Consider the following 23,632-nt stretch of genomic DNA (forward strand, 5'->3'; position numbering starts at 1 on the left):
AGATGACGTGGAGGGAAGACGTAAGTTTCAGGAAAGGTCCGCGGCTCCAGCGAAACACGAACGGAGCATCGCGCATTGTTTTCACCCGAACGAGTACCTGATTGCATTGGATACAACCCATAGCGTCGGCGTATGACTCCCTCCACCGCGTACAGCCGGGATCTGGGTGACGAACTCCGGAGCCTGCGTGAGACCTGCACGGGCCTGAGCGGCAACAAGCTCGCCGTGAAGCTGGGCTGGGACCCGAGCAAGGTCTCGACCATAGAACATGGCAAGGCACGGGCCAGCGAAGTCGACCTCATCCAGTTCTTGTCCATGTGCGGCAAGGACATCGACTTCCTGAACGACTTCAAGCGCCGCTACGAGCGCGCTTTTGACGAGTACTTCGTCCAGGTGTCCGGCAACCTGCGCACCGTGGCGATGGCCGAGTCGACCGCGCTGATGATCACCAGCTACTCACCGCAGTCGATACCGGGCTTGGTGCAGACTCCGGAGTACGCCGATGGGCTCTACCGGATGACCGGAGTCGTGACCGAGAAACGCATCCCGACCCTCGTCCAGTTCCGAACTGACCGCCAGGCGATCCTCCGCCGACACGATCGGCCGACTTGCTTGTTCTACATCCATGAACACGCGCTCCAACTCCAGGTTGGGAGCAGCGAGGTCATGGAAGACCAGTACGCCCGGCTGCTGTTCGACACGCACACCATCCGGCTGGTGCCCGCGAACGCGCCGATGGCCGCGACCGGGTGTGTGCTGTGGGAATACGAGAAGTCGCGGCCGATCGTCTTCAGCGAGACCAACCTCGCGAAGGTGTTCGTGCAGGATCCAGGCGCGATCGCGCGGACCCGGCTCCTCTTCGACCGCTTGGATCAGGTCGCCTTGAGTGCGGAACAATCGCGGAGCAAGCTGGCGGAGTACGTCAGCCGACCGCGAGAGGACCTCGATGACTCAGGACCGCACCTGGCGTAAGAGCAGCTACAGCGACGGAACCGAGGATGGCGAGTGCGTCGAGGTGTCGCTGGCCCGCGGCGCCCTCGTCCGGGACTCGAAGAACGCGAGCGGCGACGTGCTCGCGTTCTCGGCACCTGCCTGGCAGAGCCTGCTCAGGTCCCTCGGTTCTCGTTGAGGTAGTTGTAGATCGTGTAGCGGGTGACCTCCAGGACGCCCGCCAGGTGGTCGACCGAGTCGCGGATGAGGAAGAACCCCGCCTCGTCCAGCACTCGGACGACCTGCGACTTGTGCACCTTCTTCATCAGCTCGACCGGCACGCCCACGTCGGCGATCGCCTTCTCCACCAGCACGCGCTGCAGCGTGTCCACGTCCTGGGGGAACGACTCCACCGAGACCGGGCCGGACGCCTCGTGCGCGGCGAGTTTGTTGACGCACAAGCACCCCACGGCGATGCCGGCCGCGTCGCGCACGAAGGTCGTGGACGACCAGATCGCGCGGCCGTCCGGGGCGTAGGTCTCGTAGCCCGGCATGTCGGTGGTCGTGCCGCGCCTCACCAAGCCCAGCAACAGGTCCGTCATCGGGCCGCCCACCTGACGGCCCGTCAGGGAGCCCGCGATCGCGATGATCGAGTTGGGCAGCCGGGACAGGTCGTGCACCACGACCTCGGTGTCCGGGCCGAGGGCGGAGGCGAGGCTGTCGATGGTCGGCACCAGCGCCGACAGCGCGGCCGGGATCGGGGAGGAAGCCGAGCCGGACAACGACTTCAGCGCGGCCCGCAGGCGTTCCAGGGTTCCCCGCGAGGTGGTGGCGTGCGGGGAGAGGCGAACGTGCTCCGGCCTCACCGTCGCCGTGATCCCGAAGGCGTTCAACGCCTCGCCGACGACCGAGGCGGCCTCGGGCATGGTGAACGCCAGGATCCCCGCGCGGCGTTCGCGGGCGGAGACGATCTTGCCGCCGCTCGACAGGACGATCTCCTCGACGTCGGCGACGATCTCGGCCACGGCCGCGTCCAGGGAGGAGATGCCTGCCAGCTCCACCAGTTCCAGCGCTTCGGCGAAGGCGCCGGAGACGACCGGGGAGAGGTTCGTGATGTTCCAGGAGGCGGCGTCCGGGGCCGCGTCGTGGACCGAGTCGTCGAACAGGCCCGCGTCCAGAGCGCCGGTCCATCCCGAGAGCACGGGCTGGAGACGTTCCAGCGCACGGTCCGACAGCACCACGAAACCGGTGCTCCATCCCGCGCGCAGCCACTTCTGGCCGCCCACCACCAGTACGTCGGCCAGTTCCCACGGTTCGTCGACCACGCCGAAGCCCTGGATGCCGTCCACGACCAGCAGCCGGTCCCCGACCACTTCCCGCAACGCCGCCAGGTCCGCGCGGTAGCCGGTGCGGAAGTCCACAGCGGACACCGACAGCGCGGACACCTCGGGGGTGAGACCCGATGCCACGGCCGCGGGGTGCACCGGGCCGTCCAGCACGACCGACGGGAGGCCCGCCCGCACCCACGGATAGGTGTTGGACGGGAACTCCGCGGCCGAGTACATGACCGTGCCGGACAGGCCGAACGCCGCCTGGAACAGGCCGATCGAGGTGTTCGGCACCAGCGCGACGTGGTCGGTGTCCGAACGGCAAAGGCGCGCCACGGCGGCCTTCACCCGCTGTTCCTCGCGCATCAAGGTGTCCACGGTGGACGGACCGGCCAGCGAGGCCTGTTCCATCAGCCGCGCGGTGGCCGTGACCACCGGGAGCGAAGGCGGGCCGAAGCGGGCGAAGTCGAGATACCCCTCCGGTTCGCGGAACTGGGCGAGGTACGAGGCGTCGATCAACTCAGAGCACCTTTGCGAGGAACTGTTGCGTGCGCGGCTGCTGCGGATTGTCCAGCACGTCGGACGGTGTACCGGACTCGACCACCGCGCCGTCGACGAGGAACACCACGCGGTCGGCGACCGAGCGGGCGAAGCCGATCTCGTGGGTGACCACGATCATCGTCATGCCGTCGCGGGCCAGCGAGGTCATCACGTCGAGCACCTCGCCGACCAGTTCCGGGTCCAACGCGGACGTGGGCTCGTCGAACAGCATCAGCTTGGGCTTCATCGCCAGAGCGCGCGCGATCGCGACACGTTGCTGCTGACCGCCCGAGAGCTGGGCCGGGTACGCACCGGCCTTCTCGGCCAGTCCCACCCTTTCCAGCAGCGCCAACGCCTCCGCCCCCACCTCGGCCTTCCGGCGGCCGAGAACCTGGACCGGGCCCTCCATGATGTTCTCCAGCGCCGTGCGGTGCGGGAACAGGTTGAACCGCTGGAACACCATCCCGACGTCGCGCCGCTGGTGGGCGGCGTCGCGTTCGCGCAGCTCGTAGAGCTTGCCGCCGGCCGCCCGGAACCCGACGGGCACGCCGTCGACCCAGATGCGGCCGGCGTCGATGGTCTCCAGGTGGTTCACGCAGCGCAGGAACGTGCTCTTGCCCGCGCCCGAGGGGCCGAGCAGGCACACGACCTCGCCGCGCTCGACCTCCAGGTCGATGCCCTTGAGGACCTCCGCGTGGCCGAACGACTTGCGGACCCCAACCGCCTCAACGAGGGCCATAAGCACGCTCCAGGTAGTGCTGCCCGATCGACGCGAGGGAGACCATCACGAGGTACCAGGCCGCGGCGGCGAACAGGGTCTCCATGATCTCCAGGTTCCGCGACGAGATGTTGTTCGCGGCGTGGATGAGCTCCGTGAAGGCGATCACCGACGCCATCGAGGTGCCCTTGATCATGTTGATGAAGTTGTTGCCCGTGGGCGGGATGATCACCCGCATCGCCTGCGGCAGCACCACGCGCCGCAGGGTCGTCAGCGGGGTCATGCCGATCGACTTGGCGGCCTCGGTCTGCCCCTCGTCGACGCTGCTCAGGCCCGCCCGGACGATCTCGGCCATGTAGGCGCTCTCGTTGAGCCCCAGGCCGAGCAGCGCCGCGACGAACGCCGTCATGACCACGTTGGTGGGCACCGAGAACAGCCCCGGGATGCTGATGTTCTGGAACACCAGCGCGAGGTTGAACCAGATCAGGATCTGCAGCAGGACCGGCAGGCCGCGGAAGAGCCAGATGTAGCCGACCGCGAACCACCGCGCGACGGGGTTCGCCGACAGCCGCATCAACGCGACGACCACGCCGAGGACGATCGCGCCGCCCTGCGCGGCCAGCGCCAGCACGATGGTGTTGAGCAGACCTTCGAGCATCACGGGGTGCGTGAAGAACCCCGGCACGTCCTCCCACTGGATCTGGGCCTCGGACATCGACCAGCCCAGGCCCGCGATGATCAGCACGATCACCGCACCGCTGATCCACCGCCACGGGTGGCTCAGCGGCACGACGACCAGTTCTTCCCTGACGTCGTTCACGCGGGTGTCACTTGCCATTGATGGCGGCCTTCGTGATCGCACCCTGCTTGATGTCCCAGGTGGTGACGATCTTCTCGTAGGTGCCGTCGTCGATCAGCGACTGCAGCGCGCCCTTGATCGCCTCGGACAGCTTGGCGTTCTTCTTCGCGACGCCGATGCCGTACGGGCCACCGTTGATCGGCGCGAGCGGCACGACCTCGAAGTACTGGCCGTCACCGGCGGTCTTCGCGACGTAGACGGCGGTCGGCAGGTCGTTGAGGATCGCGGCGACGCGGCCGGTGCGCAGCTGGTTCTGGTTGCCGGTGTCGCTGTCGGTCACGCTCAGCGTCACCTCGGGCTTGCCCGCGGCCACGCACTTGGCGCTCTGCTCCTTGCCGAACTGCTCCTGCGAGCTGCCCAGGTTCACCGCGATGCCCTTGCCGCACAGGTCCTCGACGGACTTGACGCCCTGCGGGTTGCCCTTCTGCACCATGATCGTGATGCCGGAGGTGAAGTAGTCGACGAAGTCGATCTTCTGCTGGCGCTCGGCGGTGTCGTTCATCGCGGCCATGGTCACGTCGACGCGGCCGGTCTCGAGGCTCGTGATCAGCGAGCTGAACGCCATGTCGCTGTGCTCGGCCTTGAGCCCGAGCTTGGCGGCGATCGCCTTGATCAGGTCGACCTCGGACCCCATCGGGGTCTTGCCGTCCTGGTCGTAGAAGTTGTTCGGCGGGTTCTGGATGTTCGACCCGACCTTCAACGTGCCGGCCGAGGCGATCTCGGGCGGCAGCAGCGCGGCCAGCGCGTCGTCCTTCTTGACCGAGCCCAGGTCGGACGACGGAGGCGTGGACGTCTGAGTCGTGTCAGACGTGGACCCGCAGGCGGCGAGCCCCAGTACGAGCAGCGAAGTCACGAGCAGGCGCGGCATCATGGCGGGGACGGTACAACGCTGAGTTGAAGACGTCCACAAAAAGTTGAAGCCAGGCGTGACCGGGGGCACCCTGGGAATTCCACCGAGGGCCGCTTCGTTGGACGGGAAGCCCCCAGCGAACTAGGAGGACCAACATGGCGACGGTCGAGCTGACCAAGGAGAACTTCGACGAGGTGGTCGGTGACTCCGACGGCTCCGGCATCGTCCTGGTCGACTTCTGGGCCGAGTGGTGCGGCCCGTGCCGCGCGTTCGGACCCACCTACGAGGCCGCGTCGGACAAGAACGAGGACATCGTGTTCGGCAAGGTCGACACCGAGGCGCAGCAGGAGCTCGCGGCCACGTTCGGCATCCGGTCGATCCCGACGCTGATGATCGTGCGCGAGGGCGTCGTGCTGTTCTCGCAGCCGGGCGCACTGCCCGGACCGGCCCTCGACGGCCTGATCCAGCAGGCCCGCGACGTGAACATGGAAGAGGTCCACGCGAAGGTCGCGGAGGCGCAGGCCCAGCAGGGCTGATTGACCTAACGCACCTGTGGGTAACTGACGTGCATGAACACCGACACGTCGACCGCACAGCTGGTGAGCCAGCTGTCCGAGCAGGTGAGCAGGCTCGCACGCGATGAGATCCGTCTCGCCGTCGTGGAGCTCAAGGACAAGGGCAAGCACGCCGGTGTCGGCGCCGGGATGTTCGGCGTGGCCGGCGTGTTCGCGTGGTGGGGTGGGCTCAGCGTCGTCGCGGGCCTCATCCTGCTCCTGGCTCTCGTAGTACCGCCGTGGGCGGCCGCGCTGATCGTCGCGGCCGCCCTTCTGCTGTTCGCGGGCGTCTTCGCGCTCGTGGGCAAGGGGCAGGTCAAGCAGGCCGCTCCCCCGGTGCCGAGGCAGGCCATGGACAACGTCCAGCAGGACATCGCCACGATCAAGGAGAGTGCGCACCGATGAGCGACCCCAAGGACCAGCTGCAGCGCGACGTCGAGCGCACCCGGCGTGAGCTCGGCGAGACCGTGGAAGCGCTGGCGCACAAGGTGGACGTGCCCGGGCGGGTCAAGGAGCAGGCGCAGGAGACGCGGCTGAGGATGACCGCCGCGACCAACCAGGCGATCGACTCGCTGCCCGATCCCGTCGCGGAGCAGGTCGAGAAGGCGCGCCGCCACCCCGGTGCCATCGCGGCGGCGCTGATCGCGCTGATCGTCGCGATCTGGGCGATCTCACGGAGGAACCGATGAAGCTGCTCTACCGTCCCCTGGGAATGCTGTTCGGCGCGCTCGGCGGTTTCCTCGCCACCGCGATCTTCGGCCAGATCTGGAAGCTCGTCGCGGGCGACAAGGAAGCCCCCAGCGCCACGATGCGCAACCGGGCGTGGACCGAGGTGCTGGCGGCCGCCGCCATCCAGGGCGCCATCTTCGGCCTGGTCAAGGCCGCGATCGACCGCGGTGGCGCCAAGGGCTTCCAGAAGCTCACCGGCGAATGGCCCGGTGACGAGGAAGACTGACGCGGCGGACCCTGCGGATCTTTGAACCCTCAACTACCCTGACGGCATGCCACAGCCAGAGGGTGAAGAGCTCGCCGCCATCCGCTCGAAGCGAGACGAGCTGCGCGAACGCTACGTGAAGCCGCTCGCGCAGCGCGGCGGCTCGCCGACCCGCGGGGTCCACCACATCGCGCTGATCTGCAAGGACGTCGAGGAGACGATCAAGTTCTACCAGGAGTTCCTCGGCTTCCCGCTCGTCGAGCTCGTGGAGAACCGCGACTACAACGGCTCGAGCCACTTCTTCTTCGACCTCGGCGCCAAGAACCTGCTGGGGTTCTTCGACTTCCCGGGCCACGACCACCCGGCGTTCTCCGAGACGATCGGTGCCGTTCAGCACCTCGCCCTCTCGACCTCACCCGAGCGGTTCGACGAGATCAAGTCCAAGCTGGACGACGCCGGGATCGACTACCTGGGGCCCGACCGCGGCGTCGAGGACAGCCTGTACATCCGCGACCCCAACGGTGTAGGGATTGAGTTCTACCGGGAGGTCCTCGGTGAGTTCGAAGGCACGACACTGATCAACTAGAGCGGAGTCGCAGTGGCGCAAGAGGTCAAGGGCATCGTCGCCCGGGGCAAGGGACAACCCGTCGAGCTGACCTCGGTGCTGGTGCCCGATCCCGGCCCCGGCGAGGCAGTGGTGAAGATCCAGGCGTGCGGCGTCTGCCACACCGACCTGCACTACCGCGAGGGCGGCATCAACGACGAGTTCCCGTTCCTGCTGGGCCACGAGGCCGCGGGTGTCGTGGAGTCGGTCGGCGCCGGTGTCACGGACCTGGAGCCCGGCGACTTCGTCGTGCTGAACTGGCGCGCGGTCTGCGGCACGTGCCGCGCCTGCAAGCGCGGCAAGCCGTGGTACTGCTTCTCGACGTTCAACGCCTCGCAGCCGATGACGTTGCTGGACGGCACGAAGCTCTCGCCCGCGCTGGGCATCGGAGCGTTCGTCGAGAAGACGCTGGTCCACTCCGGACAGTGCACGAAGGTCGACCCGTCCGCCCGCGCGGCGGCCGTCGGCCTGCTGGGTTGCGGCGTGATGGCCGGCGTCGGTGCCGCCATCAACACCGGCGGTGTGGGCCGTGGCGACTCGGTGGCCGTGATCGGCTGCGGCGGTGTCGGTGACGGCGCCATCGCGGGCGCCCGCATCGCCGGTGCCGCGAAGATCATCGCCGTCGACACCGACCCGCGGAAGCTGGAGTGGGCCAAGGGTTTCGGCGCCACGCACACCGTCAACGCCCGCGAGGTCGACGACGTGGTGACGGCGATCCAGGACCTGACGGACTCGTTCGGCGCGGACGTCGTGATCGACGCGGTCGGCCGCCCGGAGACGTGGAAGCAGGCGTTCTACGCCCGCGACCTCGCCGGAACCGTTGTCCTGGTGGGTGTTCCGACGCCGGACATGAAGCTCGAGATGCCGCTGATCGACTTCTTCTCCCGCGGCGGGTCGCTGAAGTCCTCGTGGTACGGCGACTGCCTGCCCTCGCGCGACTTCCCGATGCTCGTGGACCTGTACCAGCAGGGCCGCTTCGACCTCGACGCGTTCGTCACCGAGGAGATCGCGCTGGACGGCGTCGAGGGCGCGTTCGAGAAGATGCACCACGGCGACGTCCTGCGTTCGGTGGTGGTGTTCTGATGACTCTTCGCGTCGACCACGCCGTCACGTCCGGCACGTTCTCGCTCGACGGCGAGACGTTCGACGTCGACAACAACGTCTGGGTGATCGGTGACAGCAGTGAGTGCGTCGTCATCGACGCCCCGCACGACGTGGACGCGATCCTCAAGGTCGTCGACGGCCGCAAGGTCGTGGCGATCCTGCTGACGCACGCCCACGACGACCACGTCCGCGTCGCACCGGACCTAGCGCACGCGACGGGCGCTCCGCTCGCCCTGCACCAGGCCGACCACGTGGTGTGGAACCTGACGCACACCGGCGTCATCCCGCACCAGGCGCTCGAGGACGGCCAGGTCATCACCGTCGCCGGCGAGGAGATCCACGTGCTGCACACGCCGGGCCACTCGCCCGGCGCCGTGTGCTTCTACGTGCCGTCGCTGGGCGCGGTGTTCACCGGGGACACGCTGTTCCAGGGCGGGCCCGGCGCGACCGGCCGCTCGTTCTCGGACCGGCCGACCATCGAGGCGTCGATCCGGGAGAAGCTGCTGACGCTGCCCGGCGAGACCGTGGTGCACACGGGCCACGGCGACGACACGACGATCGCCGCCGAGGTCTTCTGACGCGTCAGAACCGCGGAGGCCGCTTCTCCAGGAACGCCGTCACGCCCTCGGCGTAGTCGGCGCTGGAGGCGGCCTCCGCGTACAGCGCGCGCACGAAGTCGTCCTCGTGCCCGCCGTCCGTGATCGAGTTGATGATCTTCTTCGCGCCCCGCACGGAGACCTGCGCGCGGCCCGCGATCTGCTCGGACAGCTCCTTCACGCGAGCGTCCAGCGACTCCACGACCTCGTTGACCAGGCCGATCCGCAACGCCGTCGGCGCGTCGATCAGGTCGGCCGAGAACAGGATCTGCTTCGCCCACGCCGGGCCCACCGCGTCCACCAGCGCCTTGGTGGAGGTGAAGTTGTAGACGATGCCGAGCTTCGCGGGCGTGATGCCGAACCGGGCGTCGGCCGAGGCCACCCGCATGTCGCAGGCGAGCGCGATCTCGCAGCCGCCGCCGACGCAGAAGCCGGCGACCGCGGCGATCGTCGGCTTGTCCAGTTCCGCGATGGCGCGCTCGCCTTTGTGGACAGCTTCGCCGTAGTGCGCGGCGCCCTCCGCACCCTGCCGCAGCGTCGAGAACTCGGCGATGTCGGCACCGGCGGAGAAGTGCGCCCCTCCCCGGATCACGAGCACCCGAACGCTCTCATCTGCGGAAACGCGACCCAGCAACCCCGGCAGGGCCGACCACATCTCGTAGCTCATGGCGTTGCGCTTGGCCGGTCGGTTGATCGTCAACGTGGCGACCGGGCCGGCCGCGGACAGTTCCAGGAACTCGCTCACCCGCCGCACGATACCGACGTCCTAGTAAGGTCCCCTGGCCGAAGACCAGGAGGACCACGTGACGGCTGCTGCCATCGGTGCTGCCACGCTGCGCACGCTCGCAGTGCGGTTGCGCACCACCGCGCCGGTGTCCGCGCGCATCCTCTCCGAGCTCGCGAGCGAGCTCGACAAGGGCGGGCCGGTCGCCGACCTGCTGTGCTCGCACAGTGCCGTGCACAGCCCGTTGTTCGGCGTCCAGGCGCTCGCGGGCGTGCGGCTGCTGATGCTGTCGGGCAGGGCACCGGAGCTCAGCCAGCGGTTCACCAGCGCGCACGCCGCCGCGATGGCCGGGGAGTCCGACTCGACGGCGCTGCTGGCGTGGCTCGCGGCGCGCACCGCGATCGTCGAGAACCCCGGCGAGATCCTCGCGGCGCTCGACCGGACGGTGCAGCAGCACCAGCCCAAGACCGCCGGGTACCTGCTCCGGGGCCTGACGATGATCGGCGCGCCGAAGGTCCGGCTGCTCGAGCTCGGCGCGTGCGCGGGGCTGAACCTGATCCTCGACCACTACCGCTGGTTCGGCCTCGGCTGGGAGTGGGGCGACAAGGACTCGCCGGTGCGCCTGGCCGCGATGGGACCGCAGCCGCCGAACCTCGAGATCGTCGACCGGGCCGGCTGCGACCTGCAGCCGCGCGACCCCGCCGACCCCAAGCACGCGATGATCCTGCAGTCGTTCATCCCGCCCGAGCACGACGCGCTGCGCTGGGACCTCGACGACGCCATCGAGCTCGCCGCCCAGGTCGGCGTGAAGGTCGCGCGCTCCCCCGCCGGACGGTGGCTGCGCGAGAACCTCGTGCCACCCGACGACCGGAACACCTACACGGTGATCTGGCACAGCTCGTTCTGGGCGTACCTGACCGAGGACGAGCGCCACGAGATCGAGACGACGCTGACCGCGGCGGCGGGCTCGATGCCACTCGCGCGCGTCGCCTACGAGTCGACAGATTTTCGCTCGACTCCCCGCCTGACGGTCACCTTGTACAGCTAGATTGCGCCGTCGTGAAAACGATCCGCGCCTCCCTGCTGGCCGTCGCTCTCTTCACCACGGCCCTCACCGCCCCGGCCCAGGCCGCCGTGTCGGACTTCGACCTGGCGCTGCACTGGGCCCCGGTGCACCACCAGGACACCGACTCGTCCGACGCCGACGCCGACTACCTGTCCACTGTGGACTTCGACGGCGACTGGAACACCCTGGACAACTGGGAGAACCAGCCCCAGCTCGCCAAGCTCACCGGCGCCGCCTACTACTCGGTGACCGAGACCTCGACGCACTGGTTCGTCGTCTACGGCTTCTACCACCCGCGCGACTGGGACGACCAGCCCGACCCGTTCGGGCAGCGCACCCACGAGAACGACCTGGAGGGTGTGCTTCTGGCCGTCCGCAGGGACAGCGGGTTCGGCAAGCTCGAAGCCGCGGTCACCGTGGCGCACAGCGACTTCTACTCCTACGTGCCCGCCGGGTCGCCGTACCAGAACGGCGCGGAGACCATCGACGGCACGCTGCTGCTGACCGACGGCCGCCCCACCACCTTCCAGGAGGCCAAGGGCCACGGCCTGTACCGCTGGAACGGCACCGACTTCCCCGGCGGCGACGGCGTGGTCTACCGCCCCGCCACCACCGGCGAGGTGCCGTCGGGCGGCAACGACCGCAGCGTCGGCTACCGCCTGGTGAACACCCTCGAGACCAACGGCTTGTGGGCGCGCCGCAACAACTCCGAGACGTTCGCGTCGTTCGGCACGTTCCGCGGTGACAACGGCAAGGACAACGCCGCCCACGCACCGTGGGGCTGGGACGACCAGAACGACGGCGCGATCTACCGCGGGTACATGGCCACCGATCCGGCCGCGCTGGTCGACCGGTACTTCTCCGGCAAGGGCGACTTCAGCCTGACCTACACCCGCAACGCCTTCCGCTAAGCGGCACGCGGGTACAGGCGGGCCATGCCCGGAGGCGCGGCGAAGGGTGCCCACGTACCCTCCGCCTGCGCCAGCCGGTCCGCCACGACCCACAGGACGCTGGAGTTGAAGCCGTAGCCCAGATGTGAGGACGACACCTGGACGTTCTCCCGGCGCGGCCCCGGTTCCTCGACGCACGACTCCCACGAGACGATGCCGTCCGTCTTGGAGTAGATCGACGTGGCGGGCACCGGGATCGGCGGCCGGGTCGACTCCAGCGGCGGGAACTCGTCCTTCGGGATGTGCAGGCGGGACAACAGGGAGAAGGCCGGCATCGCCCGTGACTGCACGGGATCGCTCATGTTGTACGGCGAGCCGAGCGTGATCACCTGACGCACGCGGTGCGGGTGGTCGCGCGCCATCTCACGCGCGAAGATCCCGCCCAGCGACCAGCCCACGATCGAGACGGGCGCGCCGCAGTCGTCGGAGACCTTCTTCACCAAGGCGTGCATGCCGTCGACGGCCTTGCGGGTCGGCCCGATGTTGCGGCCGAGGCCCCACGGGTTGACCTGGTAGCCGAGACCGGCCAGGAACCGGCGCAGCATCACCGTCGACGAGTCGGCGGCGCCGAGGCCGGGGAAGACGAGTACCGGGTGGCCGTCACCGGACGGCGCGCCGCGCAGCATCGCCCTGGTGGCCACGAACTCGCTGACGTCGAGCGCGCAGCGGGTGGGCTCGGTGAGGTACCAGAAGAGGCCGGGAGCGCTGCCTCTCACGAGGTGCAGGGGCGAAGCGGCAGGCGCTTCGAGGACTTCGTCCGATGGAACGGCAGACATAGGAGCCTCCCCACACGTCGACAACCCCGAGCCGGCGCCCTGGGCGGCGCTGCCCAGTGAGTCCATGATGTTTCGTGAACGATCTTTTCGCCAGTACTTTCGAGTCTCGATTCGCCACGTGCAGGTAACGCGTTGGCAACCTCACAGCTGTGCAGTGCCTCTCACCTGCATGGACGTCGATTCACCTGGACAGCTCCTCTACCCTTTTTCAAGTGGATCGGATGAGCAGTTTGGACGCCAGCTTCTACTTCATCGAGGACGAGAACGTGCCCATGCACGTCGGTTCCGTCCTGGTCTTCGACGGGCCGGTCCCGTCCTACGGCGATGTGATCCGGCTCTTCCTGGCGCGCATGGACCAGGTGCCGCGCTACCGCCAGAAGGTGAAGGCGCTGCCGTTCCACGTGGGCCGTCCGGTCTGGGTCGACGACGACCACTTCAACATCCTCTACCACGTGCGCCACACCGCGGTGCCGTCGCCGGGCGGGGAGGACCAGCTGCGCAACCTCGCGGGCCGGATCTTCGCGCAGAAGCTCGACGACTCCAAGCCGATGTGGGAGGCGTGGCTCGTCGAGGGGCTCGAAGGCGGTCGCTGGGCGATCATCTCCAAGGTCCACCACTGCATGATCGACGGAGTGTCCGGTTCGGACATGCTGCAGCTCATCCTGGACTTCAGGCAGGACAGCGTGCTGCCGGAACCGAAGGAGTGGACGCCGCAGCCGCAGCCCTCGACGCTCGACCTCGTCGTCGACGGCGTGCGTGACGCCATCGTGACGCCGGTGCAACACCTGTCCGCGTTGCCCGCCGTCGCGCGGAACGTGCGCTCCTTCAGCGAGATCCTCGACTTCGGCAAGACCGTTCTCGGTTCACTTCCCGGTACGGCCAAGCGTCTGGTCACGCGCGCGGCGACCTCTTTGAACGGTCCTATCGGGCCACACCGCCGCTGGGTGTGGGCGCGCGCGAACCTGGCCGAGATCAAGCAGATCCGCACGGCCGCCGGGGGCACCGTCAACGACGTCATCCTGACGGCGATCACGCGCGGTTTCCGGGACCTGCTGGAGAAGCGCGGCGAACTGACCGAGGGCATGGTCGTGCGGACCATGGTCCCCGTGTCGATGCGCAAGGCGGATCAGCACAACGAGCTGAACAACCGCGTGAGCGCCGTGCTGGTGAACCTGCCCGTGGGCGAGGCGGACCCGGTGAAGCGCCTCGCGTCGATCCGCGCGCAGATGGACGACCTGAAGAGCTCGCGCCAGGCCGCCGGTGCCGACGTCATCACGAACCTGTCGAACTTCGCCGCGCCGACGCTGATGGCGCTGGGCTCGCGGACGGCGATGCGGTTCCCGCAACAGATCCTGCAGACCGTCACCACGAACGTGCCGGGCCCGCGCATCCCGCTCTACATGCTCGGGCGCCCGCTGGTGGAGATGTTCCCGTACGTGCCGGTCGCCTCGACGATCCGGATCACCGTCGGCATCTTCTCCTACCTCGACCGCTTCACCTTCGGCATCAACGCGGACTTCGACGGCGTGCCGGACGTCCAGCTGCTCGCGGACGGCATCCGCGCGGGCTTCGACGAGATGGTGGCGCTGGCCGCCGAGGCCGCGGAGAAGACCGAGACCGCGCAGAGGGTCGCCGCCAAGCCCGCCGCGGCCAGGAAGCCCGCTCCCAAGCCCCGTGCCGTGCGTGCGACCTCCAAGGCCGCCACGAACGGTGTGAAGCCGGAGAAGAAGGCCTGAGACACGATCTGACGGTCCGGGCCGGCGCGCACGAGGTCTTCCTGACCGTCGTGGGTCTCGACGCGCGGCTGGGCGCCCTGGGACTGGCCCTCGGCCAGCTCGACGACGTCCGCGTGGAGCTGGAGGACGTGCGGTGGTCGCGCTGGCGTGCCCGCCGCGCGACCGTCGTCTGCCACGACGTGCACGTGAACCCGCCCGCCGTCCTGGTGGCGTCGCCGGTCGAGTTCCGCGTCGAAGTGGACTTCGCCGACATTCCGGAGTTACAACCGGTCAGTTGGTTCCCGCTGACCGTCCAGCTGGTCGGCTCCGAGCTTCACGTGCGCCTGCACAAGTGGCTGCCCGCACGTGTGTTCGCGGTGCCGGAACTGCCGCGCGGCATCGAGCTGACCGGTGTGGAGCAGCACGACGACCACTTCGTGCTGACCGGAGCCGCCCCCGTGCTGCGGGAGCGGCTCACGCTGGGTCAGCTCGCGGACGTGCTCAGGCGGTTCGCGTCCATCCAGGCCAAGACCCTCTCGGACACGACGTCGGGGATCTCCATCTGGGGCACGTGACCGACGTTCGCGTACTCGTCGTAGCGCCAGTGCGGGAACCGCCGCGCCACGGCCCGGGCGGCGGCGACGTTGACCAGCCGGTCCCGGTCACCGCTCATCAGGAACACCGGCACGCGGACCTTCGCCATCGCCGCGTAGTAGGCGCCGCGCTTGGACGTCGTGAACACGACGCTGCGCGCGGCCGCGAGGAACGCCGTGTCGAGCCCGTCGACCTTGGCGCGTTCGCCGATCAGGTGCTCGCTGGCCAGCTTGAGCTCCTCGGGGATGCCGGACGGGTCCGCGCAGACCAGCTCCAGCAGGCGGTCGACCTGCCGGCGGGCGGGCACGGCCCGCGACCGCGCGAGGAACCGCTCGCCGAGCCCCGGCACCGAGTACAGGAAGAACGTGCTGAGCATCGTCGGGTCGGGCCGCGTCCCGAGCACCATCGGGAGCGCCGGGTCGACCAGCACCAGCCCCGTGACCAGCTCCGGGTCGTGGGCGGTCTGGAAGAGCGAGATCAGCCCGCCCATCGAGTTGCCGACCAGGATCGACGGCTCCCCCACGACCTCGCGCAGGAACCGGCCCAGGAGCCTCGTGTTGGCCTGGACGGTGGTCTGGCGCCCCTCGGGGTTCGTCAGGCCGTGCCCGGCGAGGTCGACGGCCGTGACGCGCGCCCTGCGGGCGAGCAACGGCGCCAGCAGCACCCAGTTGAGGTGCGAGCCGCCCAGCCCGTGCACGAGCACGATGCGCGGGCCGTCCGCCGGTCCGCCGAAGTCGACCCAGTGCACGGGCCCGTCGAGGTCCGCGTGGTGACTGGTGCCGCCGAAGTTCGCCACAGTCGTCATACCAACCAGTATGTCGCTTGAACGTACCGATCGGTAGTGACGTTCAGCGCCGGGGTCGCGCCCACCCCGGAAGTGTTGGCACCAGTTTCACGCGCCGGTCACTAACGTCGTGCGGCGTGGCACATCTGGGGGTGGCCGACCTCGCGGGCATCGCGCAGGCGGCGTACGGCCGTGAGCTGAGCGACGTGGCCCGCCTGCACGGCGGCAGCAAGAAGGGCGTCTACCGCCTGACACTGGACGACGGCACAACGGGCGTCGCCTACGTGTGGCGCGCCTCGGAGGACTACTGGCCCACGCACGAGCCGGACCCGTTGTTCGGCAACGCGAGCGGGCGCGACCTGTTCCTCACCGCGCACACCGCGCTGTCCGAGGCCGGCATGGGCGTGCCGCGGCTGGTGCTGGTCGACACCGACGTGATCGTGGTCGAGGACCTCGGTGCCGAGTTCCTGGAGAAGCTGCTCGACCAGGACACCGAGGCCCTGGAACGGTTGTGGGACGACCTCGAGGCCATGCACCGGCGCACCAGCCCGCGCTACGGCCGCCCGAGCGCACCGCGACCACCGGACGCGCCACCGATCCCGGACGTGGTGCTGGAGCGCGCTCTCGGCCACCTCGCCGAGTGCTGCCGGCGCGTCCCGCGCATAGCCGCCGAACGCGACCGCCTGGAAACCCAGCTGCGCCAACGACATGCGGCGATCGAACCCCGCACCACGTACGGGCTGATCCACGGCGAGCTGGGCCCCGACCACGTGCTCGTCGCCGGCGGACGCCCGGTGCTGATCGACATCGAGGGCGTGATGTTCTTCGACGTCGAGTGGGAACACGTGTTCCTGGAGCTGCGCTTCGGCCCGCACTACCGGCCGGTCACCGGCCTCGACCCGGCGCGGATGTCGTTGTACCGCCTGGCACAGCACCTCTCCCTCGTGGAAGGCCCGCTGCGGCTGCTCGACGGCGAGTTCCCGCACCGGGACGCGATGCGGGCGATCGCCGAGCACAACGTGGAACGGGTGCTGGCCGTCTAGGCCGTCCCATCACGTGAACACCCTTGGCCAGGACGGGGCCAGGTGCCAGAGTCGGGGCATGTCCCAGGCATCCGTGCTCAGCACGCGCCGCCACGTCGACCTCCGTCGGCAGGCGAGCGCGATCTGTGCCGTGCCCGCCTTCGCCTGACCGGAGATCAGACGAACCCCCTGCGAGAAGGGGAGGGACCGCGTGAGCCGCACCGCCGCCACCGTGCTCAGGTCCGTGCTGGACCACGGGCCCGTCGCGCGCAGCACCATCGCCCGCCTGACCGGGCTGAGCGCCGCCACCGTCACGAAGCAGTACGCCGAGCTGGCCGAACGCGGGCTGGTGCGCGAGGTCGACACCCGGATCCCGCGCGTGACGATCGGGCGGCCGCACGTGCCGGTGGACATCGACGTGGACCGGCACGTGGTGTGCGGGGTGCACATCGCTTACGGACACACGACTCTGGCGCTCGTGGACCTGCGCGGGCGGGTGCTCGCCGAGGAACGCGAGCCGCACGACAGGCCCAGCTCGGCCAAGGCGCTGCGGAGGATCGCCGAACGGGTGCCCGCGTTCCTGCGCAGGCACGACCGCGTGCCGATCGGTGTCGGGGTCGCCACCGGCGGACGCGTGGACGGCGGCACCATCGTCGAGCACAGCCAGCTCGGCTGGAAGGACGTGCGTGCCGAGGAGTTCCTGACCACCGCGCTCGACACCGCAGTTCACGTCGAGTCGCACTCGAGAGCTCTCGCGCGGGCCGAGCAGCTCTTCGGGGCTGACCCCAGAGCCCGCACCAGCCTGGTGCACCTGTTCGTGGGCAACGTGGTCGACGCGGCCATCGTCACCGGCGGCGCGGTGCACAGCGGGCCGGGTGGTGCGGCGGGCGAGATCGCGCACCTCCGGCTGCGCGACGACGACACGCCGTGCCCCTGCGGCCGGCGCGGGTGCCTGGAGGCCGCGACGTCGAACCGGACGCTCGCGGAACGGGCCGCGCGGCTCGGGATCACCGCGGTGCCGTCGCTGGACCTGCTGATCGAGGCCGGGCAGCGCGGCGACCCGCGGGCGGTGGGGCTGTTCCGGCGACGGTCGCGGCTCGTCGGGCAGGCCGCGCGGCTGCTGCTCGACGTGATCAACCCGGACGTGCTCGTGGTGGTGGAGGCGGGCGCGATCCTCATTCCCGGATGCTGGGAGGAATTGACATCGGAAATCGCCGGACGTAATAGCGACGTCATTCAGACGAGTTTCGGCAGCGAGGTTCTCAGCGTCGCCGCCGGAAGTGTCGTGCTCAGCGAGATCTACGGCGGTCCGACTTATTTTTCCTGAGCGGAAAATAGACACGGCAAGACCCTGAACTGCACGATCTTTCCATGACCTCAGTTCAGGAGAAGACCATCACGGTCAAGCCGATCGCAGGACACATCGGCGCGGAAATCTCGGACATCGACATTTCCCGGCCACTCCGCGCGACCGAGCTCGACACAGTCCAGAAGGCGCTCCACGCGCACAAGGTGATTTTCTTCCGAAACCAGGACCTGGACCACGCGAGCCAGATCGCGTTCGGCCGCCAGTTCGGCGAGCTCACCTACGCGCACCCGCACGACGACGCCCCGCCGACCGGGTTCCCGGAGATCTTCACGATCGACCCGCGCCGCTACGAGGAGCGCTACGGCAAGGAGTTCAAGCAGGTCCAGAAGCGCCAGTACAGCTACTTCTCCGGCTGGCACACCGACGTCACCGCCGCGGTGAACCCGCCCGCCGCCTCGATCCTGCGCGCCGAGGTGGTGCCCGAGATCGGCGGCGACACGACGTGGACCAACCTCGTCGCCGCCTACAACGGCCTCTCCGAGCCGATCAGGTCCTTTGTGGACGGCCTGCGGGCCGAGCACCGCTACGGCGGCTCGACCAAGAGCGAAGGCGCGTACGCCAAGCGCGTCAACGACAACCTGCTCGTCGCCGAACACCCGGTCGTGCGCGTGCACCCCGTCACCGGCGAGAAGGGCCTGTTCGTCAACCCCGGCTTCACGAGCCACGTCGTCGGCGTCTCCGCGGCGGAGAGCAAGGCGGTCCTCGACCTGCTCTACGCGGAGATCACCCGGCCCGAGTACACCGTGCGGTTCCGCTGGGAGCCGGGCAGCGTCGCGTTCTGGGACAACCGCGCCACCGCCCACCTCGCGCCGCGCGATCTGGAGCACCTCGACGTCCAGCGCACGCTGCACCGCGTCACGCTCATCGGCGACACCCCGGTGGGCCCGGACGGCCGCGAGTCCACGCTGCTCGCCGGCCGCCCCTTCACCGCCGACCACGCCGTGGTGGTGGACTGATGCTGACCCGGCGTTCCCTGTTGCTCGGCCTCGCGGCTCTCGGTGCCGCGGGGTGCTCCGCGGGCAGCACCACCACGCAGCAGGTCCTCGGCGACCTGCCCACGACACCCCCTCCCCCGGACACCAGGCTGTCGATCTCCATCCGCACCACGCTCAAGCAGCTGGAGGCGAACGGCGAGCTGGCCAAGCTGCCGTTCCAGGTCAGCGACTGGCCGAACATCCAGGCCGGGCCGGACGTGATCCAGGCGTTCCGCGCGAAGTCCGTCGACCTCGGCGCCAACGCGGGCATCCCGCCGATCCAGGCGCAGGCCACCCGCCTCGCCACCAGGATCGTCGCGGTCGGCGAACGCGACAAGCCGCTCTACACCTACGCCACGAAGCCCGGCTCACCGATCAAGAGGCTCGAGGACTTCAAGGGCAAGAAGATCGCGTTCAGCCAGGGCCAGGCGCAGGGCGTCGTCGTCCTGCGCACGCTCAAGGAGCTGGGCCTGAAGCTCACCGACGTCGAGCTGATCCCCTTGACCAGCAACCAGTTCCTCACCGCCGTGCAGGCCGGCCAGGTCGACGTCGCCGTGCTCGCCGAACCGCAGCTCACCAAGTACCTCGGCCAGTACCCCGACGCCACCGCGATCGAGATGAACTCCGTCGACCTGCTCACGGTCCTGTGGGCACCGGTCGAGGTCCTCAACGACCCGGCCAAGCTCGCCGCGATCACGGCGTTCATCCCGTTCTGGGCACGCGGAACCGTGTGGAGCTACGAGAACCCGGACAAGTGGGTCGACGCCTACTACGTGAAGGACCAGAACGTCTCCAAGGCCGACGGCGACCGGATCGTGCAGTCCCAGCCACCGCTGACGTTCCCGACGAACTGGGACCGCGCGATCCAGTGGGAGCAGGAGACCGCGGACCTGCTGGCGGAGGGCGGGTTCGTCGAGAGGTTCGACGTGACGGAGCTCTTCGACCGCCGGTTCGAGAAGGTCGCCGCCGAGGCCGTCGACGCCAAGTACCGGAGCCGGACATGACCCAGGTCCTCGAACGCCCCGCGGCCCTCGCCGCACCCGCCACCCCGGCCCGGCGCAGGCGCCTCGGACTCGGCAGACCGATCCCGTACGGACGACTCCTCGGACCGGCACTGGTCATCGCCGTCTGGAGCATCGCGTCCGCGACCGGCGCACTGGATCCACGCATCCTGTCCGCGCCGTGGACGATCGTCCACACAGGAATCGAGCTGACCGGGAACGGCAAGCTCCCCGAGAGCGTCCTCACCTCGCTCCAACGGGCGGCACTCGGCTTCTTCTTCGGTGCCACGGCGGGCACGCTGCTCGCCATCGCTTCCGGGCTCAGCCGTGTGGGAGAGGCACTGATCGACGGCACGATCCAGGTCAAGCGCGCGATCCCGTCGCTCGGCCTGATCCCGCTGCTGATCCTGTGGCTCGGCATCGGCGAGGAGTTCAAGATCGTCGTGATCGCCGTGACCATCGCGACGATCATGTACCTGCAGACCTACGCGGCACTGACGAGCATCGACAGCCGGTACGTCGAACTGGCCGAAGCCGTCGGCCTCACCCGCACCCGGTACGTGCGCAAGGTCGTCTTCCCCGGCGCGCTGCCCGGCTTCTTCCTCGGGCTGCGGCTCGCCGTCACCGCGTCGTGGCTGTCGCTCGTGGTGCTGGAGCAGATCAACGCGACCAGCGGCATCGGCTACCTGATGTTCCAGGCCCAGAACTACGGCCAGACCGACGTGATCGTCGTCGGCCTCGTCGTCTACGGCCTCTTCGGGTTCGTCTCCGACGCGCTGCTGCGGATCATCGAACGGAGGGCGCTGGCATGGCGACGCACGCTGTCCGGGTGAGCGGGCTGACGAGGCAGTTCCAGGACCGCAAGATCCTCGACGACCTCGACCTCACCATCGCGCCCGGCGAGTTCGTGGCCCTGCTGGGCCGCAGCGGTTCCGGCAAGTCGACGCTGCTCAAGGCCATCGCGGGCCTCGACCACGACGTGACCGGCTCCGGCGATCTCGAAGTGCCGCACGAGGTCGCCGTCGCGTTCCAGGACTCCCGGCTGCTGCCGTGGCTGCGCGTCCTCGACAACGTCGAACTGGGCGTGAAGCCCGGCAGGGGCAGGGCGGCGCTGGAGGAGGTCGGCCTCAAGGGCCGCGAACGCGCGTGGCCCGCGGAGCTGTCCGGCGGCGAGCAGCAACGGGTCGCACTCGCCCGCTGCCTCGTCCGCGAACCCCGGCTGCTGCTGGCCGACGAACCGTTCGGCGCGCTGGACGCGTTGACCCGCATCAAGATGCACGACCTGCTGCGCGAGCTGTGCGCCAAGCACCGGCCCGCCGTCCTGCTGGTCACGCACGACGTCGACGAGGCCATCGAGCTCGCCGACCGCGTGCTCGTCCTGCAGGAGGGCCGCATCGGCCTCGACCTCCCGGCGCACGACGCCGACCGAACCCACCTGCTGTCCGCTCTCGGCATCGGAGTAGCCGCATGACGCTGCACCTCAACCTCTTCCTGCACGACACCGGCCACCACGAGGCGTCGTGGCGACTGCCCGAGTCAGAACCCCTGGCGCACATCGACATCGCCTACCACCAGCGGATCGCGCGGATCGCCGAGGAGGCCAAGTTCGACTCGGTGTTCCTCGCGGACTCCCCCGTGCTGTGGGGAAACCCGAGCCGCCGCCCGTCCGGCAAGATCGAACCGACGATCCTGCTCACCGCGATCGCCGCCGTCACCACGAGGATCGGCCTGATCGCGACGGCGTCCACCACCTACAACGACCCCTTCAACCTCGCCCGCCGGTTCGCGAGCCTCGACCACGTCAGCGGCGGCCGCGCGGGCTGGAACATCGTCACGACCGCCGGCGACGACGCGGCCCGCAACTTCGGCCTGGACGCGCAGCCCGCCCACCTCACCCGCTACGACCGGGCGGCCGAGTTCGTCGAGGTGTCGAAGAAGCTCTGGGACTCCTGGGACGACGACGCGATCATCGCCGACAAGGAGAGCGGTGTGCACGCGCGGGACGACCGCGTCCACACCATCGACCACGTCGGCCCGCACTTCAAGGTCCGCGGCCCGCTCAACGTGCCGCGCTCACCGCAGGGCTACCCGCTGCTGGTCCAGGCGGGCAGCTCCGAGGACGGCAGGGACTTCGCCGCGAGGCACGCCGAGGCCGTCTTCACCGCCCACCAGACCCTGGAGGACGCGGTCGCGTTCTACGCGGACGTGAAGCGCCGGGCGATCGAGTTCGGCCGCGACCCGAACGAGGTCAAGATCCTGCCCGGACTGGTCCCGGTGATCGGCTCCACCGAAGAGGAGGCCCACGAGCTCGACGCCGAACTGGAACGGCTGATCGTCCCGGAGCACGCGGCGAAGCAGCTCGCGGGCCTGCTCAAGGTCGACCACCTGGAACTGGACGAGGAGCTGCCCGCCGACCTCCCCGACGAGGCCGCGATCGAGGGCGCCAAGTCCCGGTACACGCTGATCGTGGAGCTGGCGCGACGCGAACGGCTGACCGTCCGCCAGCTCATCGGCAGGCTCGGCGGCGGTCGCGGCCACAAGACCTTCACCGGCACGGCGGACCAGGTCGCGGACCAGCTCGAACTGTGGCACCGGGCCGGCGCCGCGGACGGGTTCAACATCATGCCCGCGGTCCTGCCGTCCGGGCTGGAGCGGTTCGCGGACGAGGTCCTGCCGATCCTGCGCCGGCGCGGCCTGTTCCGCAGCGAGTACACCGGCACGACGTTGCGCGAGCACTACGGTCTCCAGCGCCCCGTCAGCCAGTTCGCGGCGCTACCCGTGTGACGGGTGCCCGTACAGCCCCACGCCGGCGAACTCCAGCGTCGTGAGGAACGCGGTCGAGGCCTGGTAGGAGGCCTCGACCAGTTCCGCGGTGTGCGAGAAGTCCAGCGGCGTCACGGCCTGCACCGGCGGGCCCGGCAGGTACAGCACCGGCGCGCTCTGCGACGCCAGCTCGACCTCCAGCACGGCCTGGTTGCGCATGCCCAGCGTCGCCCAGAACAGCAACGTCTCGGCGAGCGTCTCCGGCACCGTCGGCAGGTGGCCGGGGAACGCGCAGTCCAGCACCACCAACGACTTCGCACCCATCGCCAGCGCCTGGCGGATCGGCACGTTCGCGAGCACACCGCCGTCGTAGAGCACCTGGTCGCCGATGCGCACCGGCGGGTAGACGCCCGGGATCGCCGCGCTGGCGAGGATCGCGGGGACCAGCTCGCCCTCGGTGATGTTCACGGCCTCGCCGGTCACGCCGTTCACCGACACCGCGCCGAACGGCAGCGTCAGGTCCTCGAAGGACGCACACCCGTCGAGGCCCTCGGCCAGCACGTGCGCCAGGCCGGTGTTCGGGAAGAGATAGGTCTTGTTGGTGCGCAACGACCTCAGCTGCGCGATCGGCCCGCCCGGGAACACCCGCTGCCGCGTCATGCCCTCCCACAGCACCGCGAGCCGTTCGAACGCCTTGTCCGGGTCGAGGGCGAGCAACGAGCCGTTGACCGACCCGACCGACGTGCCGACGACCAGATCGGGCGTCACGCCGTGCTCCCGCAACGCGCGCAACATGCCGACCTGCGCGGCACCGAGGCTTCCCCCGCCCCCGAGCACGAACCCGACTGGTCCTGGCAGTTCGATCGTCACGTCCGGT

29 protein-coding genes are annotated in these 23,632 nt (G+C 69.3%); 21 read left to right on the forward strand and 8 right to left on the reverse strand.

The features are described 5' to 3' along the window. The first annotated feature begins 132 nt into the window (after positions 1 to 132). Positions 133 to 972 (forward strand): helix-turn-helix domain-containing protein, encoded by an 840-nt coding sequence (locus tag ACWF7A_RS34735; RefSeq protein ID WP_452254743.1) that lies wholly within the window; start codon positions 133 to 135, stop codon positions 970 to 972. Next, positions 947 to 1,129 (forward strand): DUF397 domain-containing protein, encoded by a 183-nt coding sequence (locus ACWF7A_RS34740; protein WP_452254744.1) that lies wholly within the window; start codon positions 947 to 949, stop codon positions 1,127 to 1,129. The genes ACWF7A_RS34735 and ACWF7A_RS34740 overlap by 26 nt, the downstream gene beginning before the upstream one ends. On the opposite strand, the gene ACWF7A_RS34745 is transcribed toward ACWF7A_RS34740, so the two are convergent. The 4 genes from ACWF7A_RS34745 to ACWF7A_RS34760 are packed head-to-tail and all read right to left on the reverse strand — an operon-like array spanning position 1,107 to position 5,246. Then, complete coding sequence (locus ACWF7A_RS34745) at positions 1,107 to 2,777, reverse strand: aminotransferase class V-fold PLP-dependent enzyme (RefSeq protein WP_452254745.1); 1,671 nt, start codon at positions 2,775 to 2,777, stop codon at positions 1,107 to 1,109. The genes ACWF7A_RS34740 and ACWF7A_RS34745 overlap by 23 nt on opposite strands. Before the next feature lies 1 nt (position 2,778). Beyond that, the gene (locus tag ACWF7A_RS34750) at positions 2,779 to 3,537 is read right to left on the reverse strand and encodes an amino acid ABC transporter ATP-binding protein (RefSeq protein ID WP_452254746.1); all 759 of its coding nucleotides are present in this window, start codon (positions 3,535 to 3,537) and stop codon (positions 2,779 to 2,781) included. Beyond that, positions 3,524 to 4,336 carry an amino acid ABC transporter permease gene (locus ACWF7A_RS34755; protein WP_452254747.1) on the reverse strand — a complete coding sequence of 271 codons (813 nt, stop codon included), beginning with the start codon at positions 4,334 to 4,336 and terminating at the stop codon, positions 3,524 to 3,526. The genes ACWF7A_RS34750 and ACWF7A_RS34755 overlap by 14 nt, the downstream gene beginning before the upstream one ends. A gap of 7 nt (positions 4,337 to 4,343) precedes the next feature. Continuing rightward, on the reverse strand, positions 4,344 to 5,246 hold the full coding sequence (locus tag ACWF7A_RS34760) for an ABC transporter substrate-binding protein (RefSeq protein ID WP_452254748.1): 903 nt from the start codon (positions 5,244 to 5,246) through the stop codon (positions 4,344 to 4,346). A gap of 134 nt (positions 5,247 to 5,380) precedes the next feature. Here ACWF7A_RS34760 and ACWF7A_RS34765 point away from each other — a divergent pair, with 134 nt between their 5' ends. Genes ACWF7A_RS34765 through ACWF7A_RS34795 form a run of 7 tightly spaced genes read left to right on the forward strand, consistent with a single transcriptional unit; the run spans position 5,381 to position 8,999 of the window. Continuing rightward, positions 5,381 to 5,761: a thioredoxin family protein gene (locus ACWF7A_RS34765; RefSeq protein ID WP_258953378.1), complete on the forward strand. Its 381-nt coding sequence runs from the start codon at positions 5,381 to 5,383 to the stop codon at positions 5,759 to 5,761. 33 nt (positions 5,762 to 5,794) lie between these two features. Beyond that, on the forward strand, positions 5,795 to 6,184 hold the full coding sequence (locus tag ACWF7A_RS34770; RefSeq protein WP_452254749.1) for a phage holin family protein: 390 nt from the start codon (positions 5,795 to 5,797) through the stop codon (positions 6,182 to 6,184). Further along, positions 6,181 to 6,468 carry a DUF3618 domain-containing protein gene (locus ACWF7A_RS34775; protein ID WP_452254750.1) on the forward strand — a complete coding sequence of 96 codons (288 nt, stop codon included), beginning with the start codon at positions 6,181 to 6,183 and terminating at the stop codon, positions 6,466 to 6,468. The genes ACWF7A_RS34770 and ACWF7A_RS34775 overlap by 4 nt, the downstream gene beginning before the upstream one ends. Continuing rightward, positions 6,465 to 6,734, forward strand: a complete 270-nt coding sequence (locus ACWF7A_RS34780) for a DUF4235 domain-containing protein (RefSeq protein WP_452254751.1) — start codon at positions 6,465 to 6,467, stop codon at positions 6,732 to 6,734. The genes ACWF7A_RS34775 and ACWF7A_RS34780 overlap by 4 nt, the downstream gene beginning before the upstream one ends. Positions 6,735 to 6,780: 46 nt before the next feature. Beyond that, complete coding sequence (locus ACWF7A_RS34785; RefSeq protein ID WP_452254752.1) at positions 6,781 to 7,299, forward strand: VOC family protein; 519 nt, start codon at positions 6,781 to 6,783, stop codon at positions 7,297 to 7,299. Between the two features lie 12 nt (positions 7,300 to 7,311). Then, entirely contained in the window at positions 7,312 to 8,400 is a 1,089-nt protein-coding gene (locus ACWF7A_RS34790) for an S-(hydroxymethyl)mycothiol dehydrogenase (RefSeq protein WP_452254753.1), read from the forward strand. Next, positions 8,400 to 8,999 (forward strand): MBL fold metallo-hydrolase, encoded by a 600-nt coding sequence (locus ACWF7A_RS34795; protein WP_452254754.1) that lies wholly within the window; start codon positions 8,400 to 8,402, stop codon positions 8,997 to 8,999. The genes ACWF7A_RS34790 and ACWF7A_RS34795 overlap by 1 nt, the downstream gene beginning before the upstream one ends. A gap of 4 nt (positions 9,000 to 9,003) precedes the next feature. Here ACWF7A_RS34795 and ACWF7A_RS34800 read toward each other — a convergent pair whose 3' ends face one another. Then, the gene (locus ACWF7A_RS34800) at positions 9,004 to 9,762 is read right to left on the reverse strand and encodes an enoyl-CoA hydratase/isomerase family protein (protein ID WP_452254755.1); all 759 of its coding nucleotides are present in this window, start codon (positions 9,760 to 9,762) and stop codon (positions 9,004 to 9,006) included. 58 nt (positions 9,763 to 9,820) lie between these two features. Here ACWF7A_RS34800 and ACWF7A_RS34805 point away from each other — a divergent pair, with 58 nt between their 5' ends. Both ACWF7A_RS34805 and ACWF7A_RS34810 read left to right on the forward strand, forming a co-directional pair. Further along, a complete protein-coding gene (locus ACWF7A_RS34805) occupies positions 9,821 to 10,789 on the forward strand; it encodes a DUF2332 family protein (RefSeq protein ID WP_452254756.1) in 969 nt (322 codons plus the stop codon). An 11-nt stretch (positions 10,790 to 10,800) separates the two neighbouring features. Then, positions 10,801 to 11,718 carry a hypothetical protein gene (locus tag ACWF7A_RS34810; RefSeq protein WP_452254757.1) on the forward strand — a complete coding sequence of 306 codons (918 nt, stop codon included), beginning with the start codon at positions 10,801 to 10,803 and terminating at the stop codon, positions 11,716 to 11,718. Here the strand turns inward: ACWF7A_RS34810 and ACWF7A_RS34815 are convergent. Further along, positions 11,715 to 12,533, reverse strand: a complete 819-nt coding sequence (locus ACWF7A_RS34815; RefSeq protein WP_452254758.1) for an esterase/lipase family protein — start codon at positions 12,531 to 12,533, stop codon at positions 11,715 to 11,717. The two genes, ACWF7A_RS34810 and ACWF7A_RS34815, sit on opposite strands and share 4 nt — an antisense overlap. A gap of 221 nt (positions 12,534 to 12,754) precedes the next feature. On the opposite strand from ACWF7A_RS34815, the gene ACWF7A_RS34820 reads away from it, so the two are divergent. Next, on the forward strand, positions 12,755 to 14,269 hold the full coding sequence (locus ACWF7A_RS34820; protein ID WP_452254759.1) for a WS/DGAT/MGAT family O-acyltransferase: 1,515 nt from the start codon (positions 12,755 to 12,757) through the stop codon (positions 14,267 to 14,269). 50 nt (positions 14,270 to 14,319) lie between these two features. Then, positions 14,320 to 14,823, forward strand: coding sequence for a hypothetical protein (locus ACWF7A_RS34825; RefSeq protein WP_452254760.1), 504 nt, complete (start codon positions 14,320 to 14,322; stop codon positions 14,821 to 14,823). Here the strand turns inward: ACWF7A_RS34825 and ACWF7A_RS34830 are convergent. Next, positions 14,733 to 15,647, reverse strand: coding sequence for an alpha/beta fold hydrolase (locus ACWF7A_RS34830; protein ID WP_452254761.1), 915 nt, complete (start codon positions 15,645 to 15,647; stop codon positions 14,733 to 14,735). The genes ACWF7A_RS34825 and ACWF7A_RS34830 overlap by 91 nt on opposite strands. A 116-nt stretch (positions 15,648 to 15,763) precedes the next feature. Here ACWF7A_RS34830 and ACWF7A_RS34835 point away from each other — a divergent pair, with 116 nt between their 5' ends. The 8 genes from ACWF7A_RS34835 to ACWF7A_RS34870 are packed head-to-tail and all read left to right on the forward strand — an operon-like array spanning position 15,764 to position 22,776. Next, positions 15,764 to 16,669 carry a phosphotransferase gene (locus tag ACWF7A_RS34835; RefSeq protein WP_452254762.1) on the forward strand — a complete coding sequence of 302 codons (906 nt, stop codon included), beginning with the start codon at positions 15,764 to 15,766 and terminating at the stop codon, positions 16,667 to 16,669. Positions 16,670 to 16,727: 58 nt separating this feature from the next. After that, positions 16,728 to 16,817, forward strand: a complete 90-nt coding sequence (locus ACWF7A_RS34840; RefSeq protein ID WP_322789012.1) for a putative leader peptide — start codon at positions 16,728 to 16,730, stop codon at positions 16,815 to 16,817. Between the two features lie 42 nt (positions 16,818 to 16,859). Continuing rightward, positions 16,860 to 17,975, forward strand: a complete 1,116-nt coding sequence (locus tag ACWF7A_RS34845; protein ID WP_452254763.1) for an ROK family protein — start codon at positions 16,860 to 16,862, stop codon at positions 17,973 to 17,975. A gap of 44 nt (positions 17,976 to 18,019) precedes the next feature. Next, positions 18,020 to 18,973, forward strand: a complete 954-nt coding sequence (locus ACWF7A_RS34850; protein WP_452254764.1) for a TauD/TfdA dioxygenase family protein — start codon at positions 18,020 to 18,022, stop codon at positions 18,971 to 18,973. After that, positions 18,973 to 19,995 carry an ABC transporter substrate-binding protein gene (locus ACWF7A_RS34855; RefSeq protein WP_452254765.1) on the forward strand — a complete coding sequence of 341 codons (1,023 nt, stop codon included), beginning with the start codon at positions 18,973 to 18,975 and terminating at the stop codon, positions 19,993 to 19,995. Before ACWF7A_RS34850 ends, ACWF7A_RS34855 begins: the two co-directional genes overlap by 1 nt. Next, a complete protein-coding gene (locus ACWF7A_RS34860; protein ID WP_452254766.1) occupies positions 19,992 to 20,825 on the forward strand; it encodes an ABC transporter permease in 834 nt (277 codons plus the stop codon). Before ACWF7A_RS34855 ends, ACWF7A_RS34860 begins: the two co-directional genes overlap by 4 nt. Continuing rightward, positions 20,801 to 21,463 (forward strand): ABC transporter ATP-binding protein, encoded by a 663-nt coding sequence (locus ACWF7A_RS34865; protein ID WP_452254767.1) that lies wholly within the window; start codon positions 20,801 to 20,803, stop codon positions 21,461 to 21,463. Before ACWF7A_RS34860 ends, ACWF7A_RS34865 begins: the two co-directional genes overlap by 25 nt. Continuing rightward, positions 21,460 to 22,776: an LLM class flavin-dependent oxidoreductase gene (locus ACWF7A_RS34870; RefSeq protein WP_452254768.1), complete on the forward strand. Its 1,317-nt coding sequence runs from the start codon at positions 21,460 to 21,462 to the stop codon at positions 22,774 to 22,776. Before ACWF7A_RS34865 ends, ACWF7A_RS34870 begins: the two co-directional genes overlap by 4 nt. Here the strand turns inward: ACWF7A_RS34870 and ACWF7A_RS34875 are convergent. Then, positions 22,765 to 23,625, reverse strand: a complete 861-nt coding sequence (locus ACWF7A_RS34875) for a patatin-like phospholipase family protein (protein WP_452254769.1) — start codon at positions 23,623 to 23,625, stop codon at positions 22,765 to 22,767. The two genes, ACWF7A_RS34870 and ACWF7A_RS34875, sit on opposite strands and share 12 nt — an antisense overlap. Positions 23,626 to 23,632: the final 7 nt, after the last annotated feature.

It is taken from the genome of Lentzea sp. NPDC055074, from assembly GCF_053608005.1.

Coding starts and splice junctions, on each gene's coding strand:
- ACWF7A_RS34850 (WP_452254764.1), top strand. CDS start 18,020: ATGACCTCAGTTCAGGAGAAGACCATCACGGTCAAGCCGATCGCAGGA.
- ACWF7A_RS34795 (WP_452254754.1), top strand. CDS start 8,400: ATGACTCTTCGCGTCGACCACGCCGTCACGTCCGGCACGTTCTCGCTC.
- ACWF7A_RS34815 (WP_452254758.1), bottom strand. CDS start 12,533: ATGTCTGCCGTTCCATCGGACGAAGTCCTCGAAGCGCCTGCCGCTTCG.
- ACWF7A_RS34870 (WP_452254768.1), top strand. CDS start 21,460: ATGACGCTGCACCTCAACCTCTTCCTGCACGACACCGGCCACCACGAG.
- ACWF7A_RS34765 (WP_258953378.1), top strand. CDS start 5,381: ATGGCGACGGTCGAGCTGACCAAGGAGAACTTCGACGAGGTGGTCGGT.
- ACWF7A_RS34830 (WP_452254761.1), bottom strand. CDS start 15,647: ATGACGACTGTGGCGAACTTCGGCGGCACCAGTCACCACGCGGACCTC.
- ACWF7A_RS34820 (WP_452254759.1), top strand. CDS start 12,755: ATGAGCAGTTTGGACGCCAGCTTCTACTTCATCGAGGACGAGAACGTG.
- ACWF7A_RS34860 (WP_452254766.1), top strand. CDS start 19,992: ATGACCCAGGTCCTCGAACGCCCCGCGGCCCTCGCCGCACCCGCCACC.
- ACWF7A_RS34865 (WP_452254767.1), top strand. CDS start 20,801: ATGGCGACGCACGCTGTCCGGGTGAGCGGGCTGACGAGGCAGTTCCAG.
- ACWF7A_RS34770 (WP_452254749.1), top strand. CDS start 5,795: ATGAACACCGACACGTCGACCGCACAGCTGGTGAGCCAGCTGTCCGAG.
- ACWF7A_RS34750 (WP_452254746.1), bottom strand. CDS start 3,537: ATGGCCCTCGTTGAGGCGGTTGGGGTCCGCAAGTCGTTCGGCCACGCG.
- ACWF7A_RS34780 (WP_452254751.1), top strand. CDS start 6,465: ATGAAGCTGCTCTACCGTCCCCTGGGAATGCTGTTCGGCGCGCTCGGC.
- ACWF7A_RS34775 (WP_452254750.1), top strand. CDS start 6,181: ATGAGCGACCCCAAGGACCAGCTGCAGCGCGACGTCGAGCGCACCCGG.
- ACWF7A_RS34855 (WP_452254765.1), top strand. CDS start 18,973: ATGCTGACCCGGCGTTCCCTGTTGCTCGGCCTCGCGGCTCTCGGTGCC.
- ACWF7A_RS34735 (WP_452254743.1), top strand. CDS start 133: ATGACTCCCTCCACCGCGTACAGCCGGGATCTGGGTGACGAACTCCGG.
- ACWF7A_RS34840 (WP_322789012.1), top strand. CDS start 16,728: ATGTCCCAGGCATCCGTGCTCAGCACGCGCCGCCACGTCGACCTCCGT.
- ACWF7A_RS34740 (WP_452254744.1), top strand. CDS start 947: ATGACTCAGGACCGCACCTGGCGTAAGAGCAGCTACAGCGACGGAACC.
- ACWF7A_RS34760 (WP_452254748.1), bottom strand. CDS start 5,246: ATGATGCCGCGCCTGCTCGTGACTTCGCTGCTCGTACTGGGGCTCGCC.
- ACWF7A_RS34785 (WP_452254752.1), top strand. CDS start 6,781: ATGCCACAGCCAGAGGGTGAAGAGCTCGCCGCCATCCGCTCGAAGCGA.